This window comes from Robinsoniella sp. KNHs210 (genome assembly GCF_000686105.1).
Classification (GTDB): Bacteria; Bacillota; Clostridia; order Lachnospirales; family Lachnospiraceae; genus Robinsoniella; species Robinsoniella peoriensis.
The window spans coordinates 2774945-2798628 of the sequence record NZ_JMLZ01000002.1; the positions used below are offsets into that span (position 1 = coordinate 2774945).

A 23684-nucleotide genomic window follows, 5' to 3' on the forward strand; every position below is an offset into this window, starting at 1 on the left:
TCTGATACTTCCGACTATATAACTACTAATATAAAGAATACTTATGGAAAATGCAAGCATCAATTACTTTTTCCAGACTCCCCCCACCAGTACTGTCATGTCATCCATTGCCCTGCAGTTCTGATAAATAAGTACTCTTTCCAGAAGTGCTTTGGCAAATTCCCTGGCATTCGTTGTCTGAATCTCCATAATCAGCTCCTTCATCACCTCTTCCGCATTTTTAGGCGGCAGCGCATCCAGCACCCCGTCGGATATCATAATAATAAAATCTCCTGAAGTTAACTTTTTACTGGTGCAGTCAAAATCAACCGTCTGCAGCATCCCCACGGGCAGGCTTGTACTTGTGACCGCCTCAACCCAGTTATTCCGCTTAAAGAAAGTAGTGGAGGCTCCGATCTTCATCAGTTCGCAGCTTCCATTGTAAAGATCAATGGCGCATAGGTCGATGGTAGAAAACATCTGCATTCCCCCCTGCAGTACCAGCGCTGAGTTGATCATCCTGACCGCTGTTTCCTTATTGAAGCCTGCGTCCAGAAATTGTTCCAGCAGTTCAATGACTTTTTCACTTTCTTTACATGCACCGATGCCGGAACCCATCCCATCAGAGAGGCTCATGATCATCTGACCATTATCCCTGCTTAAGAAACCAAAATTGTCACCGGAAATCATTTCCCCATCTCTGGTTACCCTGGCCACACCATTTAAGACACTGAATTTGGTATCCGATACAAAAAGTACCGTACTGTACTCCCGGTTTATCATCATCCGGGAATCTTTAGCCGGTACCATAGGGCTTTTACAAATCTCACTGAGAACAATACCAATTTCTTTGGTAGAGACGCATCTCCCTTTCATAGACCTCATTGTCATAAATATCTGCTGCCTGTCCTGATCCTGCGGAAGCACCCATAAGTCCTTTACCACCACAAACCGCAGCCTCAGGCGCATCTTAACCTTTTCTCTGAAATCCTCATCCACATTTTTTACATCATAGACATTATCTGAAATCTTGCGTACAATATCAGCAGTTTCATGGAGCTGCTCCGCAACAGCGGATCTGTTTTCCAATAGGCGGTTGCTCCACAGCAGGTTTAGCTTAGCCCTTGAAAATACTTGTACCATTTCTTCCAGAAAAGTTCTTCCATGGATGCAGTACTCAATGAATTCCACCTGCTTGTCCGCACTGATCTCTTCCCCTTCTTCTTCTATCGCTGAAAGGATGTCATAGACCCTGCGGTAGGTATTGTAATGTTCCTTCTCCCAGCAGTTGCTGCACATGGCGCACTGGCTGCATATCCGGTCCTGTACTTCATGAAAAATTTCTTTCACATCACCCTGTGACAGACGTTCCTTCTGACAAGGCATACTGTGGAATGTATTTGCAAGATCCTGAAAAGAATCTGCTATCTTTCCAATCATTTCCTTACCCGGTCCGTTTACAAACTCTGTCGCCGGTTCGCCTTTTTCTTTTTCTCTCACGAGCAGCTTTAACAAATCCCATAGTATCCATAAGACACTTACTACGAGAACAGCTATGATGAAATCCCCCATGTTCTTAACCTCCCTGAAATTCTGCTCTTAAGGTGGTATTATAGACCGGGGCAAGAAAAATATTTGTCAAAAACAAGGATCAAAAACAAGGAATCTTTTGACAAAATGCGCGCAGGCAACGAGCCAAATGAACCCGCAGGCTCGTACATCTGGCTCGTTGCCCGCGACTAAAACGTATATACAAAAAAGGCACTATGGATAAACCATAATGCCTGATTTCAGTAGCGGAAGGGAGATTTGAACTCTCGACACCACGGGTATGAACCGTGTGCTCTAGCCAACTGAGCTATTCCGCCACAACGATACCCATTATATCGATTTCTTTCCCATTTGTCAACTGATTTTTGGAAATTTTTTTAATTTTCGAGTAAATTCGTTAAATACGTTCCATAAGACCAATTCAAGGCTTCCCCTTCTATTCATCTTCCTTGAAAAGTATCTCATCTTTGTACACTAATCCCAGCTTGTCCCTGGCTACCTTTTCTGCATATTCTTTCGTCTGCATATAAGCCTTCATGTCTTCAATATCTTTCGCACGCTGCTCCTCTGCCTCAAGCTGCGTCTGGAGCTGTGCTTCCTGTGCTGTATATATGGCATTTTTCTGCTTTATAGTATTACTTTGAACAAACAGTGTCACCAAAAGAACAAGCACCACCGCTGAGATGCAAACCATACCCCGGCGGTTGCTGCCTCTATCTCTTCTTTTTTTGCGCATATGACCCTTCCTTACTAATTTTTCCCCATTTTTTTCTACGTAGTCTTATTTTACCCGCTTTTTTTCCAGATTTCAATGTTTTTACCAAATTCTTTCTTAAGAATTTTTTAAGTTTCGAAATTGGTCGGAATATGACGCTGAATAATGTCGAAACCCAGTGGAATATGAAATTTAATGCGGTGGAAACCCCCTTGACAATGTAACCGCTCACGCTTTCGTGATATAAAATGACACCCAGCAAAATTCCCGCGATGGCAAATCCGCGAATCGCTCCATTATTTTTTTCATATATCATACAAAAAATGACGAAAGCAGTCACACACCAATAGAGAAAATCTTCCACTCCGGTAAGTATCGTACCGTGTTTGAAGACCCTTCTTAAGATCCTCAGCAAATCATATGCAAATACCAGTAAAACCCCTGTGGCAACCGAAGTCAGAAAGAACCATGTCTCGTTTTGAATTACTTCACTCATAAGCGCCTACTTGAACAGCCTTCCAAGCAGAGAGTCACCCTGTTTCTTGGAATGTCCGTTTTCGGAATAAATCAGACTGTCTATCTTCCCTTCGATGTCTACTTCCCCTTTTTCCAGTGTCAACCGGTTCACATGCAGCTCTTTTCCTTTTATCTGTAAAGTCCCCAGATCCGTTTCTAAAACCACTTCGTTTTCATCAAAAGAAAGCACATCCGATACTCCACTGATGGTTCCTGTCTTTCTTCCACTCATGGTTACCTTATGTGCTCTTACGATCTGTTTTTCATCCATAGAATCACCCCGCCTGGCAATATCTCTTTTTAATATATTAGCCAAAACGGGGTTTTATACATCTTTTTCAGATGCTTTTCTATTTAATTTTTTATGCCTGAAATCGTTAGGCAAATTCGGTCAGGAACCCCTTATCAGGCTTACACCGGTCTACAAATAACGGTACAGTTCCTTCGCTTCATCCTTTTTTACTGTTTCCTGGACATCCAGTACCTCCACTTTGACAGCCTTCGTGCCAAACTGGATTTCAATGACATCGCCTTCCTTTACATTTGTGGAAGCTTTTGCGACTTTTTCATTGATGAGTACCCTGCCTGCATCACAGGCTTCATTTGCTACGGTTCTGCGCTTGATCAGCCTGGATACTTTTAAAAATTTATCTAGTCTCATTATTACCTCCATGCATATCGTAAATATCCTATGATACTCACAAATTGCCATTCATGCCGACAAGCAAAAAGGGGAACCGAAGTCCCCCTAATCTTATCTTTACTGAATTATTCGTTGATCAAATCCTTTAATGCTTTTCCTGCTTTGAACTTAGGTGCTTTAGATGCATTAATTGTCATTGTCTCGCCTGTTTGAGGATTTCTTCCTTCTCTAGCTGCTCTTTCAGACACTTCAAATGTACCAAAGCCAACTAACTGGATCTTTTCACCTTTCTTTAATTCTTCAGCAACAACATCCGTAAATGCTTTTAATGCCTTTTCCGCATCTTTTTTGGATAATTCTGTCTTTTCAGCAATAGCTGCAACTAATTCTGTTTTGTTCATGGAATAATTCCTCCTCTGATTTCTCTTATTGTTCTATACAGAATATATTTATATTTTCGAACTCTATAACTCGCCTTGCAAGATAAGTCCTTATGTCTATTTATAAACTCTCGTACAGATTTTGTCAAGGAATTTCCGCTATTTATTGGTGTTTTCATCAAGAATTAAGAATTTATTCACAACAAATATTGCGCCATTTCCGCTTTCGCTTTTGTCAAGGCTCTTTTTTGTATTTCTTCCGTTTCTTTTGATTTTCCTTGTTTTTCCATTTTCTTGATATCTTCCCATTTTACAAGGACTTCAGCCGATGTTCCGGCATTTTCACTTGCAAATACATGAGGGTGCCGGCGGATCATTTTCTCCCCTGCACACTGGATTACATCTTCTATGGAAAATAAACCCTCTTCAGATGCAATCTGGGTATGTAATACCACCTGCAGCAGCAAGTCCCCCAATTCTTCACAGAGGTTCTCACTGTCACCTGTTTCGTTATAGATATCAATTGCTGCCAGCAATTCTGCAGACTCATTAAGCAGACAGGACTTCAGGCTGTCATGGGTTTGTTCCCTGTCCCAGGGGCAGCCGTCCTTTGCCCTCAGACGGGCAATAATCCGGCAATAGTCCTCAAAGCTATACTGCCTGTCCATTTTAGAGCATCTCCTGGATCATAGCCAGTACTTTTTCTCCAAGAGCTGCGGACTTGTCATCTGCATCTTTCAGGGAAGTACCTTTCACACCATAGTAGAATTTTACTTTTGGTTCTGTTCCGGAAGGTCTGACGCACAGCCATGCATCATCATTTAAATCGTAATAGAGAACGTTGGAATTAGGCAGACCAGTTGGAGAAACTGCTCCTGTTTCCATGTTCTTAATCGTATCCTTTTTGTAATCTCTTGCAGAAAGTACTTTGTAATCGCCAATCTGTACAGGCGGATCATTACGCAGTGTCTCTAAGATCTCCTGGATCTTGGCAAGTCCTTCAATTCCTTTTAAGGTAATGGACTTAATATCATCTTTGTAGTAGCCGTATTTCTCATACATATCGATCATGGCATCCCAGAGAGTCTTACCCTGGCTCTTGTAATATGCCGCTGCTTCACACAGTGCCATCGTTGCAACAATCGCATCTTTATCTCTGGCATGGGTTCCGATCAGACAGCCATAGCTCTCTTCAAACCCAAACAGATAGGTTCCTTTGCCACTGGTTTCAAATCCAAGGATCTGCTGGCCGATAAATTTAAATCCGGTGAGGACTTCGATAAATTTCACTCCATAAGCCCTGGCAATTGCCGCTGCCATATTGGTGGTAACGATAGTACTGATCAGTGCACCGTCTTCCGGAAGACCTTTTGATGCAGCTCTCTGACCAATTTCATAATCTGCCAGGAGACATCCGGACATATTTCCGGTCAACGTAATGTATTCTCCTGTTTTGTCATCTTTTACATAAACACCCAGACGGTCTGCATCCGGATCTGTTGCCAGTACCAGATCTGCATCCACTTCTTTGGCAAGCTTAAGTCCCAGCTCAAATGCTTCTTTCGCTTCAGGATTCGGATAGCTTACTGTTGGGAATTCACCGTCCGGCAATTCCTGTTCTTTTACGACATATACATTTTCAAACCCAAGCTCTTTTAATACTCTTCTTGCCGGGATATTTCCGGTTCCATGAAGGGGGCTGTATACAATTTTCAGATTCTTCTGTTCCGCTTTAATAGCATCCCAATGAATTACCTGGCTTTTCAGTTCTTCAATATATGCATCGTCAATATCTTGTCCGATTACCGTATAAAGTCCTGCAGCTTTTGCAGCTTCTTTATCCATGGTTTTCACTGTGCTGTAATCAGTAACCTTCTTAACTTCATCCATAATTCCGGTATCGTGCGGCGGCGTAATCTGAGCGCCGTCTTCCCAGTATACCTTATATCCGTTATACTCCGGCGGATTGTGGCTGGCTGTAATATTAATACCTGCGATACAGGAAAGCTTACGAACTGCATAGGAAAGTTCCGGCGTTGGCCTTAAGGATTCAAAAACATAAGCCTTAATTCCGTTTGCAGCAAGGCAAAGTGCCGCTTCATCTGCAAACTCAGGAGACATTCTCCTGGAATCGTATGCAATCGCAACACCTTTTTCTTTGCCGCCAACGCTTGCTATGTAGTTAGCCAGACCCTGTGTAGCCTTACGTACAGTATATACATTCATTCTATTTGTTCCGGCACCTATAATACCACGAAGTCCGGCTGTTCCGAACTCGAGATCCGCATAAAAACGCTCTTTTATTTCATTTTCATCATTTGCAATCCCTTTTAATTCATCTTTCGTGGCTTCATCAAAGTATGGATTGTTCAGCCATCCTTCGTAAATACTCTTGTAATCCATTGTACTACCTCCTGCCTAAGTTTATAATATACAGACGCTTTTCCACGTTAACGGTTGAAAATTGTCTCTGGGTACATTATATAATAGAAACAGGAAAAAAGGAATCATTATTCCAGTATTTTTAAGAAACAATTTCTCTGATCCTGTTGTTTCATCAGGATTTCCAGCTTTTCGACATTTTTCTGCGGGATCCATGCCTTGTTCATATTATAGTACTGGTTTGCCAGTTTCCAGAACTTTTCGGGATAATACAGCCGGAGCATCAGATGCTCCATTTCCATGTCGGAAATCCGCCTTACGCTTCCATATTCCCCCAGCATTTTCATTCCAAGGGCAATATTCCAATCCTGTTTTTCCAGGATTTTGCGAAGGAATTGATACAGATCCGTTACCGGGATATCATAGCGGCACTTGTCAAAATTGGTGGTCGAAACACCGTCGCGGCCGATCAATATCTGATGCTGATTGTAGCATCCATGTATTAACTGTCCCTTGTTCAGCGATTCCTGACGCAGTTTCTCATAAGTAGATTCCTTAATACGGCGTACAGAATCCTCAGCCTGTTCAAAAAATACAGGAAAGCTTTCCAGAAACTTAGATTCGAACGCATTTTTACCTCTCCTGCTCCGCATAAAGGCACGTACCTTTTTTAGCTCCTGATTGTGGCGTTCCAGCTCCTCTACCAGGTCACCGCCCTGATAGACCATGTCCTCCTCTGTTCCCTCCATACGCATTACCTTATGAATCATTGCCAGGTTCTTAATGGCAATTGCGATATCTTCTTCATTTTTTGTATCACACTCTTTCCCTTCAAACCAGTCCTTAACGACATATCCATTCTCATCTCTGTCATATGAAACCAGGTTTCCCTCCATATTTTCCAATATGTAGTCTACATTTGAAACCCCATTCTCCTTCAGCAAAGCCAGGACCTTATTCTGGAAGGCAAGTCTCTTTGCCGAACCGGAAAACTCCGTTAAGAGTTTCTTTCCCTTATCTGTCTCGCAGATATAGGAGCCACGGCCTCTCCTGGTAGCGGCCACCTTTAAGTCATACTGTTCTAATACTTTTAAACCTCTATCGTTCACTCCAATCCCCCCAATCCCTTACTCCCTCTATCTTATGCGGGGGTATTCTAAAATATGAAGGAGTGAATCTTAAAAAAACGCACACTAATATTTCAGGGCGATTTTTAGCAGTTCTTCTTTATTATTTTTCTCAGGGTCTTCCAGAACAATCTCCAGAAGTTGCTGAAGGCATCTCCCAAGCTCTTTCCCCGGTTTCATTCCCGCCTGGATCAGATCTCTTCCGGTAACCGCCAGATCCTTTAAGGAAAGACACTGTTTTTCTTCCAGTATCCTATGATAAAGTTCCTCAATGCACTTAAGGTCATTCAGTTTTTCTTTCTGCTGATAAGTGCTCTGTGCCAGGACATCCGCTCTTTGTACCTCTAACAGCTTTGGAAATAGATCCTCCCCGATTTTATAAATCGCTTTTCTGACGCTCCTCGCATTGGTCCCGGGGTGATAGTCGTGATATTTTACCAGTTTTTCCACCTGGTATAGCGTTTCATTATCCAATTTCAGCCGTTTCAGCAGATCTTTCGCCATCTGGCTGCTCACTTCTGCATGTACGTAAAAATGATCGGTTCCGGACTCATCCGTAGTTCTCGTTTCCGCTTTGCCAAAATCATGGCACAATACGCTAAGACGCAGAACCTTATCTGCCCGCACCTCCTGCAAAGCCTTCAGGGTATGTTCCCCCACGTTTAAGATATGATGGGGATTATTCTGAGGGGTTTCCATCATGCGGTCAAATTCCGGAAGGATCACTGCGGTAATCCCAGCCTCACAGGCAAGGCGCAGAGTCTCCGGGTGAGGGGACACGATGAGCTTTAACAACTCCGTCTGAATCCGCTCTGCGCTGATATGGCTAAGATGAGGTGCCAGCCTGCGTATCGCAGAAAACGTCTCCTCTTCAATCCGAAATCCCAGCTGCGCCGCAAAACGCACTGCACGCAGAATCCGAAGTGCATCTTCGCTAAACCTTTCCTCCGGATTTCCCACACAGCGGATTATGCCCTGCTTTAGATCTGCCACACCGTCAAATTCGTCTACCAGTCCCCGTTTTTCACTATAAGCCATGGCATTAATGGTAAAATCACGGCGCTTTAAGTCTTCCGTCAGATTGGAAGTAAAGCAGACTTCCCTGGGATGCCTGCTGTCCTCATACTCGCCGTCAATCCGGTACGTGGTTACTTCAAACCCTTCTCGGTCTAATAAGACCGTCACCGTTCCGTGCTGGATTCCCGTATCCACCGTTCTCTTAAAGAGCGCTTTTACCTGCTCCGGTTTCGCAGAAGTAGTGATATCCCAGTCGTCCGGAATACGAAAAAGGAGAGCGTCTCTGACGCACCCCCCTACAGCGAAACCTTCATATCCATTTTCTTCTAATTTTTCTATAATTGTTTTCACCTGTTCAGGCAGTGTAATCTTCATAGTGTACCTCCAAACTGCTCCAGGGCTTTACGCCCCGGGTGCCGAAACACATATTATCTCAGCATAAAAAATAATAATACGATGATACCAAGTACGATCCGGTACCAGCCAAATACTTTAAAGTCATTTTTCTTGATATAGCTGAGCAGGAACTTAATAACGATAATGGAAGAAACAAACGCAACCACCATACCTACTAATAGAATAGCGAGTTCCCCTCCTGTAAAATTAAATCCGAATTTTACGATTTTCAAAAGGCTGGCTCCAGCCATTACCGGTATAGCCAGGAAAAATGTAAATTCAGCCGCTACGGTTCTGGACAATCCAACCAGAATACCTCCCAGAATCGTTGCTCCGGAACGGGATGTGCCGGGAAAAATTGCTGCGATCAGCTGGAATATACCTATCCAGATGGCAGTTGTATAAGTAATCTCTGCGAGAGAATTAATCTTAGGGCTTATGTGTTTGTTCCTGTTTTCAATTACAATAAACAAGATACCAAATACAATCAATGCAATGGCTACTGTCTGATAGTTATAAAACCATTCATCGAACTGCTCTTCAAACAGAAGTCCCACAACCGCTGCGGGCACACATGCCACTAAAATTTTAAACCACATTACAAAGGTATCTTTTTTAATAAAATATTGTTCTTTTGTTGAAAAGGGCCAGATTTTATTCCAGAATAGTACGACTACTGCCAGAATGGCGCCTAACTGAATTACCACAAGGAACATTGACAAAAACTCTTTGGAAACATTCAGTTTCACAAGTTCATCCAGAATAATCATATGTCCGGTACTGCTGATTGGAAGCCACTCCGTGATTCCTTCCACAATTCCAAACAACACCGCTTTTAAAATTTCTACTATATCCATAATCCTCTCCTTTGCTTTCAGAGCTTATATTGAGTTCTATCTGTCCGCCAGGAAAAGTTCAAACAGGTGAAAGAGCCTGTTTCAAAGCTTCAATGTTATAAATATGCCAACCGGACGACGAACGTTGATAGTATAACATAATTTATGAGCCTGCGTCCTTATAAAATTCTTATTTTTTACTGATTCTTCCATTTTTAAATAAAAGTAAGATAATCTTACGTATGGAACGTTTCGTATCTTTGTCCAGATGCTTAAAGGTACTCAGCATCGCCAGGGTACTTTTATACCATTCTTCTGTAAGCTCAATTAAAGTAGCCGCCTCCGCACCTTTTATGATCTCAAACAATGAATTCACAAATACCTCTCTCTGATCGGATGGAATATCACAGATCCATTTATTAAAAGCTTCGTCTTTGTAAAGAGAGGTCTTATAAATCTCTTCCACATATTCAAAATCACCATTTTTGATCACCCAGGTAAAGGGGTCATGCTGCAGAACTCCGGTTCCGGTGCTCTTAACTACTTTGTAGTCAATTTGATTCTGGAACATCATTCCTACAAAGGATTTCTCCGGGACAATTTTCTGTATCCGGTCCGCAACAGCCAGATATCCCTCTTCTTTATACACATCATCCCGAAAACCAGGACCGTCAAAGCAGTCTATTTTAAAAATCCGGTTCTGTATTTCCTCCCGGCACTCCATCCCGGCATACATTGCCACGTTTCCGCCCTTGGAATGGCCTCCCAGTACAATTTTTCCTTTCCACAGATCCCCCGCCTTTTCCAGATAACGAAGCGCCGCCACCTGTGTGGGGATGGGACTCATAAATGCCATATTAAAATCTTCCTTCCATCCAACGATGGACTCATCCGTCCCCCGGTAGGCAATATAGATCCAGTCTCCCATAAAAAAGGTAACCGCTGAGAACTGCATTTCCATATCTTCATCCAGAATATCCATAAAATAATTCATAGAAATATCCCGGAACCTGGGACTGTTATAAAGCGCTACATAAAAAGCCCGGTACTGCTCTTCAAATCTGGTGTCCCCATACAGGTGTTCATATTGGGGATGTCTGCGCAGGCTTTTGATGAAGACAGGCCGCTTCCCCTCTTCTAAGCCTCCCACAATTGTATCCAGTTTAAAATAGGATAGCTGGCATAATATTAAACTGTCAACCAGGTTGAATTCTTTTTCCTGAAAAGTCAGATGACCATACTCTTTCAAATAACTAATTGTATTATCCTTAATATTCATTTTGCCTGCTCCCTTCTCCAAAATATCTGTGAAACTTTCAGTCCTGTACGCATATCTTAGAAGCTTTCGTTCCTATATACATATCTGTGAAGCTTTCGTTCCTGCGCGATCCCATCACCGGAGCATAGAACATACTTCAAAATGCTCTCGCAGCAGCAGGTGAGAATTTTAAACAAGTTGAGCTTCTGGTAATTATCCCGTTGTAATGATTCTATTGTTGTTTTTAAAACAACAAGTTGATCAACCCTAAAATAAATCCAATCAGCGCTCCAAGATTTACAATTGCATTCAGTTCTTTTTTCATAATGGACATCAGCAGTTCTTCTACTTCCAGTACGTCCATCTCATTGATTTTCTCCTGGACAATGCCGGAAATATTAATATTTTCCATCATATCTCCCAGTTTTTCTTCCACCAGGTTTTCATATGCTTCTACCGCATAGGCTCTGACCGGGACATCTGATTCCTTTACCATGGTTACCATTCTGCCAATCGTGACCTCATTTACCTTTTTGGCAATCGGCTCCCTGAAATTCTCCAGCATTTTTTCATTAACCATCATAGCCAGAAAACTGCCCTGTACCGATTCCAGTATTCCTTTGATTACCTCTCCTGCCACGCTGCTGCCAATCTCATCGGAAATCTGCCCCAGCTGCATCTCATTTTCGCTTTGTACCTCAATGATCCCCTCCAGGGCATCTCCCACTTTCTCTTTGATGCTGTCAGAGAGCAGTACCCCTTCCATTGTCTCCTTGGTCAGCAGCTGTTTTCCCACTGCCGCCCCTATGGCTTTCGCCAGACGTTCCTTTCCTTTTGGAATAATGCCTGGCGTAAAGGGAAGGGTAAACTTTCCTATTTTAACCGGATGCAGCGGACGAAACATCATCTTAACTGCAATATAATTAGTACAATACCCAATCACCGCCCCAATCACGGGCCCTGCTATCATTCGTATTTCAAACATTTTATAACCCTCTCTTCTATATAAATTATGTACCAAAAAAATTATTTCAACACTTTTCTTTCATCCTAAATTATATCTGAAATAAAGTCAAGGGTGATCTTATTACAATTAAGAGCCTTTGCAATTAGATATCAGGTACAGGCAAAACAATAGATGACAATGATCGAGCGGTAAACACATAAATCTTAGTACTAACACTTTCTTTTGGTACACACAGACATTTACTGAGATACTGAAGTAGTTTGCAGTTTGTCGTTTATATTCACTTAAAAGATTACATACTCAATAACGATAAGTTTTTCTTAAAAAAGTAAAGAGACTGCCGTACCACTAAAGTTCGACAATCTCTTACTTCTTTTTAATCAATATAGATTTTACATAATCCCATTTTCTTCAAGCCAAGTTTTTAATAAATCTTCTGGCATTCCATTCCTTTCATCCCATTCGATATAGGATATATTCTTTTTTTCTTTAAAATGTATAATAGCAGGAGTTTGAGAAAAACCATACATATTTTTAAATGATTCCCATTCAATTTCAGTCACTACCTTTCATCTTACTAAAAGCTTTCTTGTATACAGGTTCCATGTTATTGCAGAGAATACATGAATGCGACTCAAAGATAAAATAATATATATGTTTGATCTGATCCTAATGATTGTTTTTCTATTGACTCTAATTCTGATGGTTCTATACTTATGAATTTGGATTGATTTGGCTTAAAGTAATAAAAGCATATGATACAAACTAATACTAAAAACGATATACCAGATATTATATATAATGTTTTAGATATCTCCTTAAAATTAATTTTTGTAAAAGGTTTAAAAACAAAAAAAAGTATTAAGTGAATCAAAAATGGTACCAAAATATAGAAAAATACGATTAAAGTAAACTTCACATTATTAAATATCAAAAAAAATGCTAATACAACAGATATAATAATCCCATTTAGAGGAAGATGTAAAATATAAAATTTTATATTTTTATTAATATTGTCATTAGAATGACTATCCATAAAACTCCTCCTTATATAAAAAGAAATATTAACTTGTTTTCATTATATATCTATAAAGATAATAATCAATACCTACATCACATTAAACCGGTTGTACATCATAAGTTTATTTATAATGAACTATTTTTGTATGAATCCTTCAAAAAGAGATCTATAAGTTTTGCTAACTGATATTGTTTCACCTGTATATAGAGAAACAATATAATGTTAACATTTACTATCAAAACTTACAATAAAGAATGTCTAATTGGTATTGCATTTCGTCTAATGAGTATTATATTCACTTAATATGCAACAAAATATAGGACTATACTTAGTTAAAAATTTGTAACTATTCACAATCAACCTAACTATTTATATTTTATGATCCAAAATTATGATTTTTAATTTATAATTCATACCCAACTAATAGTTTATGAAAATTTGAGATCAAAATTTATTTTTAATGCAACAATCCACTATTTATATTACACTATATCTATGAACTACATGTAGAACAACAGAACCCGCAGCCGCGGCTCTGTGGAAAAGGGGTGAGGTTATGGCAGATTTTGCCGAACTGGCATCAAAAGCGAAGCTTGGCCAAGCAGATGCCTTTGCACAGTTATATGAATTAGTATATCAGGATTTATACCGATTTGCTCTGTATACATTAAAGAATGGTCATGACGCAGAGGATGTAGTCAGTGATACGATAATGGATGCATATTTGGAAATAGGCTCCCTGAGGGATGCAGGAGCATTCAAAGCGTGGATATTCCGCATTCTTGCAAATAAGTGCAGGAAACGTTTGAAACAGTACATACAGAAAACAGCGGAATTGCCCGAGGATTTCGCCGGCAGTGAGCGGGATGTCTGTGAGGATATGGACGTGCGCAGAGCATTTGCAGCCCTGAACGATGAAGAACGTCTCATTCTTGCCCTGAATTTATTTGGTGGTTACAGCAGCCGAGAGATTGGCAATACACTTTTGTTAAGTCCAGGCACGGTACGTTCCAAACAAAGCCGGGCACTGAAGAAAATGGAAAACATGCTTACCCGATAACCGAAACGAAAGGAGTGTCTTATTATGGATGAAAAAGACCTTTTAAATAGAATAAAAAAATCAGCTGATTCTGTAGAACCGCCTGAATCGCTGGATCCGGATCATATCAAAGACCGGTTGGAACATTATACACCGCCACTGGATGCCGGAAAGAAAAAGAAATTTCCTGTTTATCGATTAGGCGCTGCCGCTGCCGTACTTTTAATTGCACTGATTTCCGTATGGACAGTGAATCGGATTCCAAATCAATCTATAAGTGAAATAGCTTCCGGATCTTCCGGTAATCAGGATGCGGGGGCGGGGGAAGGTTTAACAGAAGCTGCCACCGCCCCTGAAAACGGTCAGGAATCCTCTGTAGATGATAACGGTAATGATACCGTGATCTCTGAACCAAAAACCTCACCCGACGGAAAGGTCACACCTATTCAGAATTATGATGTCCTCTACAACACCCTGGTTAAAAACTTTTCGATGCAGGAGGGAGGGATCACGAATGAAGCAAAAGCCAGCACAGGTGCCGGTATAGGCGGTGATATGGAAAGCAGCAAAGAAATGGCAGACGGACTTGCCGGGGGAAATACAGAGTCGAAGGCAATGGATACCGGAGCAAAAGACAGCAGCGATTATTCGTCTACCAATATTCAGGAAACCGGTGTGGATGAAGGTGACGTGGTAAAAACAGACGGAAATTACCTCTATATTTTAGGGAACGATAACAAGCTCCACATCATCGCCGCTGACGGCAGCAAGCTAAACGAATCCAGTTCCATTGATTTCAAAGACTTTTCTGAAACAATAGAAGAATTTTATATTAGCAAGAATATTTTAAATATTATAACTACTGCATCCACAACCACTATGCAGAGCGGATCAACTGAATCTGACGGAAGTATCATCGAGGACGACATAGCCTGGGTGGATTCCGCAGATGCAAAAAAAGACATCTATTCTGTTAACAGAAATCTGATTACAAAGTTATATACTTATGATATTTCAGACCGAAGTGCTCCCAAACTGACCGGAACCACCACGCAGGATGGGCATTATCAGACCAGCCGTAAAACAGGCGATTACATTTATCTGTTTTCTGAATATTCACCGGTTTTAAAACAAACCAGGGAAGACAGTACCATTATTCCCAAAATAAACGGCATAAATCTTTCTTCTTCAGATATTTATATCCCGGAGTTTTTAAATTCTCCTGCCTATCTGATCATTACTGCAATTAATATCAAATCGCCGGATACAATACTGTCAAAGAAAGCAATCGTTTCTGCGGCCTATCTTTACTATGTAAGCACTGAGAATATATATATCTGTACAAATGACTGGAATGGTTCCACTAATACTACACAGATTATGAAGTTTCAATACGAGAAAGGCAGTATCGCACCAGTAAGCGCCGCCGAAGCAAAAGGCGCGCTCAATAACTCCTTTTCTCTGAATGAACACAATGGTTATCTGCGGATCGTTACCACCTCCTATAGTGAGAATACCGGAAGTGTAAATAACCTGTATATTTATGACGAATCTCTGAACCCCTGTGGAAAACTGGAGAACCTGGCACCGGGTGAAACTATTCAATCCGCACGTTTCCTGGGTGATACCGGATATTTTGTCACATTCAGACAAATGGATCCCTTATTTTCTGTAGATTTGTCTGACCCAAATCATCCGAAACTCCTTGGGGAACTGAAGATTACAGGCTTTTCATCCTACCTTCATTTTTATGGCAAAGATAAACTTTTGGGGATCGGGTATGAAGTAGATCCGGAAAGCGGTGCTTATAAAGGAATGAAAATGTCAATGTTTGATCTCTCGGACCCCTCCAATGTCAAAGAGCTTCACAAATACATTATTAAGGATGCAAATGATTCCCAAGGTCTCATTAATTACAAAGCTATTATGATTAATCCTGATAAAAATCTGTTTGGTTTTCACTGTCGTACCGATGCTGATAATTATATGGTATTTTCTTACGATCCTGGGGATGGGTTTCAGAATAAACTTGTATATACCTTTAAAGGCACCGAAGATTACAGCCTTGCCATTAACAACGCCCGTGGCTTATACATCAATGATACCTTTTATCTGTCATACGGGCAGGATACCCAAAACCATATCTTAAGCTTTGATATAAATAATAACTTTACCCAGCTGGAATCCTTTAAAACGAAATAGAAAACTGCATTATATTACCCCTGCTTCCAGGTAAGAAGCAGGGGCTTTTTTCTAACTGATGTTAATTATCCTTTTACACCACTGCTGGTGATACCCTGCACAAAGTACTTTTGAAAGGGCAGGAATAAAAACAGCGGTATTAATGCAGATATCATGGAGCCTGCATACAGGCACGACCACAACGTGGAACGTTCCTGTTGAAAAGAAGACAATGAGATCTGTATGGTTCGTATTTCTCTGGTTCTGGCTATCAGCAGGGGCCAAAGATAGGAATTCCATTGATCCATAAAAATCATCAGCCCTGCGGTTATAAATACCGGAACAGACAGTGGTATAATGATTTTAAAGAAGATCGCAGGCAAAGCTGCACCATCCACTCTTGCCGCTTCTACCAGACTTCCGGGAATCTCCTTAAAAAATTGTACAAACAGAAACAGTACCAGACCGCTGGCAATTCCGGGGAGAATAATTCCCATCCGGCTATTCACCAGCCCGAACTTATCTGCTATGGAATATAACGGAAGCGCGATTGCCTCAAAAGGTATCATAAATGAAAGCAATATGATACCAAATAATATCTTCTTAAACCTGAAATCAAATGCTGCAAATGCAAAAGCTGCAACGCTGTTAACAATGCAGCCTAAGAATATAGATACTACCGTTACGAACAGCGTGTTTAGAATCGGCTGCAGAAAATTAAAGTCCGTAAAGATCTTCACATAAGCCTCTGCCGTAAAGTTAACCGGAAGCAGTGTGTGTATGGAAAACGGAAGCGCATATTTATATAACTCACTATCATTTCGAAAAGATGCGGATATTCCCCACAGTAAAGGAAAAAGCGTAACCAGTACCACACAGGCAAGTCCAAAATATATTGCCACATTTTTTATAATCTTTTTTTGTCTTCTGCTCATGCCCTCTTCCTCCCTTTCTTTTTCTTCCCGTTTGTATCATCATCCTTATCTGATAAAATAAAGGACTGCAGGCAGCAGATCAATACGATGATAAGCAGCAGCACAGTTACGATTGCAGAAGATCTGGGACGGTCGATAAACTTGAATGCAGATTTGTATGCCTCAAACATCAGCACGTTTGTACTATTTTCAGGCCCTCCATTTGTAATCATCTGCATCGGTACAAACAGAAGTACGTTTGCAGTGGTATTTGCAATAAATACAAATAGTAAAACACGCTTGATAAGAGGAAGTGTAATCCGGGTTGTTGTCTTTATCCAACCGGCACCATCAATTCTGGCCGACTCATAAATGGATGTATCGATGTTTTTAAGCCCTGCCAGGATAAACATCATCCAGTAGCCCACACCCTTCCAGGTTGCAATAATAACAATACACCAAAGTGCCTGGCTCTTGCTGATCAGGAATCCCTGGGCAGGGATTCCAAATACACTTAATAAACTGTTTATAATACCGTTATTAGGATTAAACATCATGTTCCATAAAATAGTGGCTACTGTCAGTGAAATGGTTACCGGCAGATAAAATATTGTGCGGAAAAACCCAATGCCCTTAATGGTAGTATTGGCAAGCATAGCTATGAGGAATGCCAGCAGTACCTGAAGTGGAATCATCACAATATTAATTTCAATAGTAACCCATAAAGCATTCCAGAATACAGGATCCTGAAATAGGGTCAGATATGTATGTAAGGTGAATTTTGAATCAATGATAATTCCCTCCAACAGCGTACTTATAATCGGAGATATTTTAAATATAAGTATAAGCACAAATGCAGGCAGTATCATAAGGTAAGGAATAAACCAGTATTTTTTAGTCAGATTAAACACGATATCACCTCTGTGCCTTCTATTTTTTGTATTTTTCCATTGCAGTGTTGATTTGAGATACTGCATTGTCAAGTGCCGTCTTCACATCAGTACCGTTGCGAATATCTTCCCAGGTATTTGTGATTACCGTATCATACTCGGTGTAACCTGGGGTAAGTGCCCTTGGAACAGCTGTATTTGCTGCTTCATATGCTGCTATTTTCATAATACCATCGGCATTGTCATCATTCAGAATTGCATCTACTGCTGCCTTCGTGGATGGAACGTCATGGTTAATATCAAGCCACATGTCATTTCCTTCTCCTAAAGACAACCATTTGATAAAATAAGCTGCCAGATCTTTGTTCTGGGAATTAGCCGGGATACCAAAATGCCAGCTTCCTGTTGAAGTTCCCACCTGATCTTCATGTCCTTCAAAAGCCGGAACCGGGCAGTAACCATAGTCTTCAAAACTCTTCTGTGCACAATTTGCCTCCGTCCAGGTGCCGCCGACCATAAATACCACTTTGCCAGCCGTGAAGGTATCCGTAACCTCATCTGCTGTAATCCCTCTGAGCGAAACTCCTTCCTGGTAGAGATTCTGATACCAGGTACAAGCTTTTACCCAGCTTTCATCATTAATGACACCATCTACCCCGTATCCGTCATCTCCGATATTTTTTCCTCCCAGACTGTTTGCAAGAGGATTCATCTGGTAAGTTCTGCTTACCTGCTGAAACATAAGCCCGGCAATTCCCATAGTTCCATCCGGATCAACTGCAGCAAGGGTGTCTTTCGCCATTTTTTCTACCTGTTCCCAGGTCAGGCGGTTCTCAGTATCCGACTCCGGCATTTCTATACCCGCCTCTTGAAGCAGCGCCTTATTGTACCAGAGAAGCTGGGAAGAAGTATTCATTGCAGGAGCATAGAATTTCCCATTCCAACTGCCTGCTGTCACTGCCGAGTCTATAAACTGCCCTTTTTCTTCCTCGGTAAAATATTCATCCATAGGCGCCAGATAGCCCCTGTCAGCATAACCTGCCACCATTGGAACATCCACGCTTAATACGTCATAATCAGAGGAGCCTGACCCCACTTTCACTTCTATTACTTCAAATAAATCCTTAAATGAATACCACTCTGTCTTTACCGTTGCTCCGGTCTCTTCCTCAAATTTTTCTATCAGAGGTTTTGTCTGACCTTCCCATGCATTGTCACCTACTCCCTGTGATACCCAGGTAATTGTCTGCCCTTCAAAGGGCTTTTCAGCAGTATCTGACTTTGCATCTGCTTTGTTAGAATCCCCGGCTTTGCCGTCGCTGCTCTGAGACTCAGCTTCCTTGCCGGTATCACTGCTTCTCTTTTCACTGCCTGCTGTTTCCCCTGTTCCTGACGCCTGCGTCTCTTTCTCCTGACCTGTTCCTGCACAACCGGTCAATGCAGATACTGTCATCGTTACCGTTAATAATATTGCTGCAACTCTTTTTTTCATCGTAATTTCCTCCATCATTTTCTTCTTATATTTAACTTGTCAGTTTATGAAATAAGTCTTCAAACAGCCGGTCTCTGTTAATGGCATAAACATATTTAATCAGATGCCGTGTCCGGTCAAAGGCATACCGGTCATCGTACTCCGGAACCGGGCTGTGTTCATAACGATCCAGCATAAAGGACTCATCCAGCAGCCATGCTACCGCCGCAACATCCCAGATTGCCCTGCTCCAGCAGGCGCTTTCTTCATATTTGTCCGCCTCCGCGGCCGTTACATCTACCAGATAGTCACAAAGCTTGTTCTTGCCGGACAGCCAATACTTAAGTTCCGGACCAGTAGTCGCAAAATGGGAAACAACTCCCATACAGGGCAGCTGTACCAGCGGTACTTTTGAATCAAACACTACTCTGGCTGCTGCAACATCCTGGAATAAATTAAACTCCCTGTTATCGTGCCAGTCATAGGCATGTCCCCCCAGCCAGATCACTACCACCCTGTTTACAATTTCCGGTTCCATTATAATTGCAGAAGCAATGTTGGTAATTGCACCTATGGCAATAATATAAAGAGGATCATCCTCTTTTCTCTCCATAGCTCTTTCCACAAGATCTCTTACTGCAGCTGATTCTACCGGCTGCGATTCATCCGGCAGATATTTAACCGCCCCCTTAAAGACATTTTCCTTTAAATCCTCCCGTTCCATCAGCTCCAGCACATTCATAATCTCCTGATAACTCTTCTCCATTCCATCTCCGGGTCCAGCAGACTTTTCATTGTGAAAAGGTGCCGCATAGATTGCTTTCAGCCTTAATTTCTCCCCTGACTTAATCAAATAAGCCAAAGCATACTGGTCATCAATCTCATTGTAAGTGTCCGTATCGATTACAACGTCTACCGGACCTGCCGGTCTTTCTAATTTTCTGATTAATTCCTGGTCTGTCATTTCAACTTCCTCCTGTAAGAGAATTTTTATTTTACGCATCTTCTCAATTTCTGCAAATTCTGTCCTGCAGATCACATGCGTATTTTTCTTGTGTATATAAGATGATAGATTTAGTGTACAATTGCAGCTCTATACTTTGCATCAAGAATATAAGCTGCAACATCAATTAAGTTCCTCTGCTCCTCCTTTCAAAATATAATTGCTAGTTTAGGAAAATAATTTTCTTAAATCAATTTCTTGATGTTATCTTATCACGTTTTCGTTTTATGTCAATACTATTCCTCATACTTTGTTAGATATAACTATTTCAGAAAATTGTTTTTTGTGCTATTTATACAATTTAAGTCAAATAGCAATTGACAAAATACAGTTCATATATGATAATTATGTCATTGCAAGCACACCTGACAACCTTTTTTAAACTTGGAGTAATAGTGATATGACAATTAAAGAAATTGCCGGTTTAGCCGGTGTATCCATTTCCACCGTTTCTAAGATCGTAAACAGCAAGGATGAGAACATCAATGCCGAAACCAGAAACCGTGTTTTGAAAATCGTTAAAGAATATAATTATACCCCCTATTCCTCGGCAAAAATTGCATCTACTGCTAAAACTTTTGTATTGGGTGTATTATTAAAATCCGCCTCAAAATCCCGTCTTCTGCTGGATGGAATAATGTCCTCCGCACGGGAAAACGGCTATCATATTTTAATCTGTGACAGTATTAACAGCGCGCAGGAAGAGTTGAAAAATATAACTGCACTCTGTAAAAACAAGGTAGACGGTGTTATCTGGGATCCGGTAAGCAGCCAAAGCCTCTGTCACGGGCACCATTTTGCAAAATTGAATATTACATATGCTGTTTGTGGACCATCAGCTCCGGATAACAGCTATTGCATTGATTTTTCCTCTCTGGGGTACCAGGCCGCCAGGATTCTGGTTGAATATAAACATCATAAAATTGCCTGTCTCCTGTCACCCGGCACACACCGCTCACAGCTCATTCTGGAAGGGTTCAAAAAATGCCTGTACGACAATCAGATTCCGTTTACCGACAGCATGGTTCTATCAACAGATTCTGAAAGCTGGTATTCAGATATTGTCGCACGGAAACTCACCGGCATTTTATGTTCGCACTTTTCATTATGCCTTGCTCTCTACGAGCAGCTGGACAAATTCCATTATCGGATTCCATATGATATTTCTCTCATTACGCTGAAGGATGATGTCCCGGGGGAAATTCAATACCCTGGAATTTCCGGTATTCCGGTTCCTTACTATGAATTTGGAAAATTTATTTGCAGACACTTGATTGAAGAATGTGAAAAAAGAGAATTTTCTGATCTCAGCTTTTACCAGACATCCATACTGGACCACACTGCCAGCCTGGATGTTCCCTATCCAAACCGTTCCCCGAAAATTGTAGTGGTCGGAGGCATCAATATTGATGTCACATTAAATCTAGATGAGCTGCCTCATTCCGGAAAAGCAGTCAGCACAAGCCGTTCCACTACTTTCCCGGGAGGGAAAGGCGTAAATCAGGCAATCGGCGCTGCCCGCCTGGGTCATCCCGTCTCCCTGATCGGCAAGGTTGGAACTGACTATGATTCCGCTCTGATTTACAGTGCTATGAAGGAAAATGGTGTAGATATACAGGGAATCGGAAGGGATCTTAGCGCCAGCACGGGAAAAGCTTACATACATGTACAAAATGACGGGGAAAGTACGATTTCTATCCTTACCGGGGCAAACCAGAATGTGACAGCCCAGGATATTATAAATAATGAACGGCTATTTGAAAATGCGGGTTATTGCCTGCTGCCAACCGAAATACCTGATTTTACTATTGAGACAGCAGCACAAACCGCAAAAAAGTACGGCGCCAGGACTATCCTAAAGCCAACACTTCTGGATCGGATACCCGATTCTATTCTTAAAAATATTGATATTTTTATACCAAACCAGATCGAAATGATTTCTCTCTGTCCGGGCATCCGTACACTTCCCGAACAGGCAGACTGTTTTCTAAGTAAAGGCGTAAGCACCGTGATTATCACCCTTGGACACCGGGGATGCTACGTTAAATCAAACGGTCTTGAGCGTTATTATCCGGCTGTTGGTTTTGTATCTGTTGACAACACAGGCGCCGCAGATGCCTTCATATCTGCTCTTGCCTCTTATCTTCTGTATGGTTACAGCCTGGATGAAGCCATACGGATTGCCAGTTATGCCGCAGGGTTCTGTACTTCCAGGCAAGGGGTTGTACCTGCGCTGATTGACCGGAGCTCATTGGAAACTTATATAAAAAAGGTGGAACCAGATCTGATACATCGATGAATTTACAATTCTTGTAATTTTCTTCTTGACAACTATTCTTGTCATTGCTATACTGTCTTTGACAATAATAATTGTCATTTTGACCTAATTCTTTGTCACTCCATGGATTATAAAAATTGTTATAAGAAAGGGGATGATCATATGCCCTTATACAATCGCTTGAAAGAATTCCGCGCAAAGCTGGGAATTAACCAGCAGCAACTGGGAAGCCTGGTAGGTGCATCCAGGCAGACAATCAGTTTGATTGAACGGGGCGATTATTCCCCCTCAGTAACTTTAGCACTTAAAATAGCCAAAGTCTGCGGGGTTGGTGTTGAAGAAATATTTAGTTATGAGGAGGGAGAAGATGATGAAGAATAGAAAAAGGATTGTCTTAATCCGCTTTTTTCTAGTCATTTTTCTGGCAGGTGTACTCGGAGGAATCGCGGGTTATCTTTTTGCTTCAACTGAAGCTAGTTTAACCAGTGTGGGGAATACGGTATCCGGCATCTTGATTCGATACTCCATTTATATGAGTGTTGTGTTTGATGCCATAGCCCTTTTGATTTCCTACGTTTTATACCGTATCTCTAAAAAGGAATTCAAGTTGTGGGATCAGGAAGATTCCGATTCCATCATTCAGACGGAACGAAAGCTTTCCATTTCCCTGATGGCAAGTGAAATCGGTCCTATTCTGGCAATGATCGCTTTCTGTATCGGAATTATAGACATTCACAAAGGGGGCGCAGCCACCCAGCTGATCTGCATGCTGGCATTTATCACGTTGTCACTTGCATTAGCACTCCTTCAGCGGAAGATTATCGGGCTGGATCAGGAAATTAATCCGGAAAAGAAAGGGGATCCTCTGGATTTCAACTTTCAGAAACAATGGTTGAAAAGTTGTGATGAACAGGAAAAGCAAGTTGCTTATAAGTCAGCTTACAAAGCGTTTCGCATTTCACAGATCTTTTATGTGTTCATCCTGATTTTTTTAATCCTGCTGGGTCCATCATTTGAAATTGGAACCCTTCCCTTTTTAATCGTTGGTGCAATATGGTTATTACAGGTTATGGTATACTCCATTACCTCTTTAAAACTTTCAAAACCCAAAAATCATTAG

General features: G+C 41.3%; 23 protein-coding genes and 1 tRNA gene. 5 read left to right on the forward strand and 19 right to left on the reverse strand.

The window, feature by feature from the left end:
* Positions 1-63: 63 nt before the first annotated feature.
* From CD03_RS0119190 to CD03_RS37965, 15 genes are all read right to left on the reverse strand, one after another.
* On the reverse strand, positions 64-1551 hold the full coding sequence (locus CD03_RS0119190) for a SpoIIE family protein phosphatase (protein ID WP_027295015.1): 1488 nt from the start codon (positions 1549-1551) through the stop codon (positions 64-66).
* A 222-nt stretch (positions 1552-1773) separates the two neighbouring features.
* Positions 1774-1847 (reverse strand) — tRNA-Met (locus CD03_RS0119195).
* 119 nt (positions 1848-1966) lie between these two features.
* Positions 1967-2266 (reverse strand): septum formation initiator family protein, encoded by a 300-nt coding sequence (locus tag CD03_RS0119200; protein ID WP_027295016.1) that lies wholly within the window; start codon positions 2264-2266, stop codon positions 1967-1969.
* Complete coding sequence (yabQ, locus tag CD03_RS36245; RefSeq protein ID WP_052377879.1) at positions 2244-2741, reverse strand: spore cortex biosynthesis protein YabQ; 498 nt, start codon at positions 2739-2741, stop codon at positions 2244-2246. Before yabQ ends, CD03_RS0119200 begins: the two co-directional genes overlap by 23 nt.
* 6 nt (positions 2742-2747) lie before the next feature.
* The gene (gene yabP, locus CD03_RS0119210; RefSeq protein ID WP_027295017.1) at positions 2748-3032 is read right to left on the reverse strand and encodes a sporulation protein YabP; all 285 of its coding nucleotides are present in this window, start codon (positions 3030-3032) and stop codon (positions 2748-2750) included.
* 150 nt (positions 3033-3182) lie between these two features.
* Positions 3183-3422 carry an RNA-binding S4 domain-containing protein gene (locus tag CD03_RS0119215; protein WP_027295018.1) on the reverse strand — a complete coding sequence of 80 codons (240 nt, stop codon included), beginning with the start codon at positions 3420-3422 and terminating at the stop codon, positions 3183-3185.
* A 107-nt stretch (positions 3423-3529) separates the two neighbouring features.
* Positions 3530-3805 carry an HU family DNA-binding protein gene (locus CD03_RS0119220; RefSeq protein ID WP_027295019.1) on the reverse strand — a complete coding sequence of 92 codons (276 nt, stop codon included), beginning with the start codon at positions 3803-3805 and terminating at the stop codon, positions 3530-3532.
* Between the two features lie 176 nt (positions 3806-3981).
* A complete protein-coding gene (locus CD03_RS0119225) occupies positions 3982-4452 on the reverse strand; it encodes a MazG family protein (RefSeq protein WP_027295020.1) in 471 nt (156 codons plus the stop codon).
* A 1-nt stretch (position 4453) separates the two neighbouring features.
* Positions 4454-6187, reverse strand: coding sequence for a phospho-sugar mutase (locus CD03_RS0119230; RefSeq protein WP_027295021.1), 1734 nt, complete (start codon positions 6185-6187; stop codon positions 4454-4456).
* 107 nt (positions 6188-6294) lie between these two features.
* Positions 6295-7275, reverse strand: a complete 981-nt coding sequence (locus tag CD03_RS0119235; RefSeq protein ID WP_027295022.1) for a CotS family spore coat protein — start codon at positions 7273-7275, stop codon at positions 6295-6297.
* Between the two features lie 84 nt (positions 7276-7359).
* The gene (locus CD03_RS0119240; RefSeq protein WP_027295023.1) at positions 7360-8685 is read right to left on the reverse strand and encodes a CCA tRNA nucleotidyltransferase; all 1326 of its coding nucleotides are present in this window, start codon (positions 8683-8685) and stop codon (positions 7360-7362) included.
* A 53-nt stretch (positions 8686-8738) separates the two neighbouring features.
* A complete protein-coding gene (locus tag CD03_RS0119245; RefSeq protein ID WP_027295024.1) occupies positions 8739-9563 on the reverse strand; it encodes an undecaprenyl-diphosphate phosphatase in 825 nt (274 codons plus the stop codon).
* A gap of 169 nt (positions 9564-9732) precedes the next feature.
* Positions 9733-10821: a DUF2974 domain-containing protein gene (locus CD03_RS34090; protein WP_052377880.1), complete on the reverse strand. Its 1089-nt coding sequence runs from the start codon at positions 10819-10821 to the stop codon at positions 9733-9735.
* A gap of 223 nt (positions 10822-11044) precedes the next feature.
* The gene (locus tag CD03_RS0119255; protein WP_027295025.1) at positions 11045-11785 is read right to left on the reverse strand and encodes a DUF445 domain-containing protein; all 741 of its coding nucleotides are present in this window, start codon (positions 11783-11785) and stop codon (positions 11045-11047) included.
* Positions 11786-12159: 374 nt separating this feature from the next.
* Positions 12160-12330, reverse strand: a complete 171-nt coding sequence (locus CD03_RS37965; protein ID WP_156042966.1) for a hypothetical protein — start codon at positions 12328-12330, stop codon at positions 12160-12162.
* A gap of 1014 nt (positions 12331-13344) precedes the next feature.
* Between CD03_RS37965 and CD03_RS0119270 the strand changes: the two genes are divergently transcribed.
* Both CD03_RS0119270 and CD03_RS0119275 read left to right on the forward strand, forming a co-directional pair.
* Positions 13345-13848: an RNA polymerase sigma factor gene (locus CD03_RS0119270; RefSeq protein WP_044289507.1), complete on the forward strand. Its 504-nt coding sequence runs from the start codon at positions 13345-13347 to the stop codon at positions 13846-13848.
* 24 nt (positions 13849-13872) lie between these two features.
* Entirely contained in the window at positions 13873-16029 is a 2157-nt protein-coding gene (locus CD03_RS0119275; RefSeq protein WP_027295028.1) for a beta-propeller domain-containing protein, read from the forward strand.
* 65 nt (positions 16030-16094) lie between these two features.
* On the opposite strand, the gene CD03_RS0119280 is transcribed toward CD03_RS0119275, so the two are convergent.
* Genes CD03_RS0119280 through CD03_RS0119295 form a run of 4 tightly spaced genes read right to left on the reverse strand, consistent with a single transcriptional unit; the run spans position 16095 to position 20286 of the window.
* Entirely contained in the window at positions 16095-16943 is an 849-nt protein-coding gene (locus CD03_RS0119280) for a carbohydrate ABC transporter permease (RefSeq protein ID WP_027295029.1), read from the reverse strand.
* Positions 16940-17833: a carbohydrate ABC transporter permease gene (locus tag CD03_RS34095; RefSeq protein ID WP_052377881.1), complete on the reverse strand. Its 894-nt coding sequence runs from the start codon at positions 17831-17833 to the stop codon at positions 16940-16942. Before CD03_RS34095 ends, CD03_RS0119280 begins: the two co-directional genes overlap by 4 nt.
* A gap of 19 nt (positions 17834-17852) precedes the next feature.
* Positions 17853-19304: a sugar ABC transporter substrate-binding protein gene (locus CD03_RS0119290; protein WP_027295030.1), complete on the reverse strand. Its 1452-nt coding sequence runs from the start codon at positions 19302-19304 to the stop codon at positions 17853-17855.
* Between the two features lie 31 nt (positions 19305-19335).
* The gene (locus CD03_RS0119295; RefSeq protein WP_242849127.1) at positions 19336-20286 is read right to left on the reverse strand and encodes a nucleoside hydrolase; all 951 of its coding nucleotides are present in this window, start codon (positions 20284-20286) and stop codon (positions 19336-19338) included.
* Between the two features lie 400 nt (positions 20287-20686).
* Here CD03_RS0119295 and CD03_RS0119300 point away from each other — a divergent pair, with 400 nt between their 5' ends.
* From CD03_RS0119300 to CD03_RS36250, 3 genes are all read left to right on the forward strand, one after another.
* Complete coding sequence (locus CD03_RS0119300) at positions 20687-22585, forward strand: PfkB family carbohydrate kinase (RefSeq protein ID WP_027295032.1); 1899 nt, start codon at positions 20687-20689, stop codon at positions 22583-22585.
* A gap of 141 nt (positions 22586-22726) precedes the next feature.
* The gene (locus CD03_RS0119305; RefSeq protein ID WP_027295033.1) at positions 22727-22945 is read left to right on the forward strand and encodes a helix-turn-helix transcriptional regulator; all 219 of its coding nucleotides are present in this window, start codon (positions 22727-22729) and stop codon (positions 22943-22945) included.
* Complete coding sequence (locus CD03_RS36250; RefSeq protein WP_027295034.1) at positions 22932-23684, forward strand: DUF3169 family protein; 753 nt, start codon at positions 22932-22934, stop codon at positions 23682-23684. Before CD03_RS0119305 ends, CD03_RS36250 begins: the two co-directional genes overlap by 14 nt.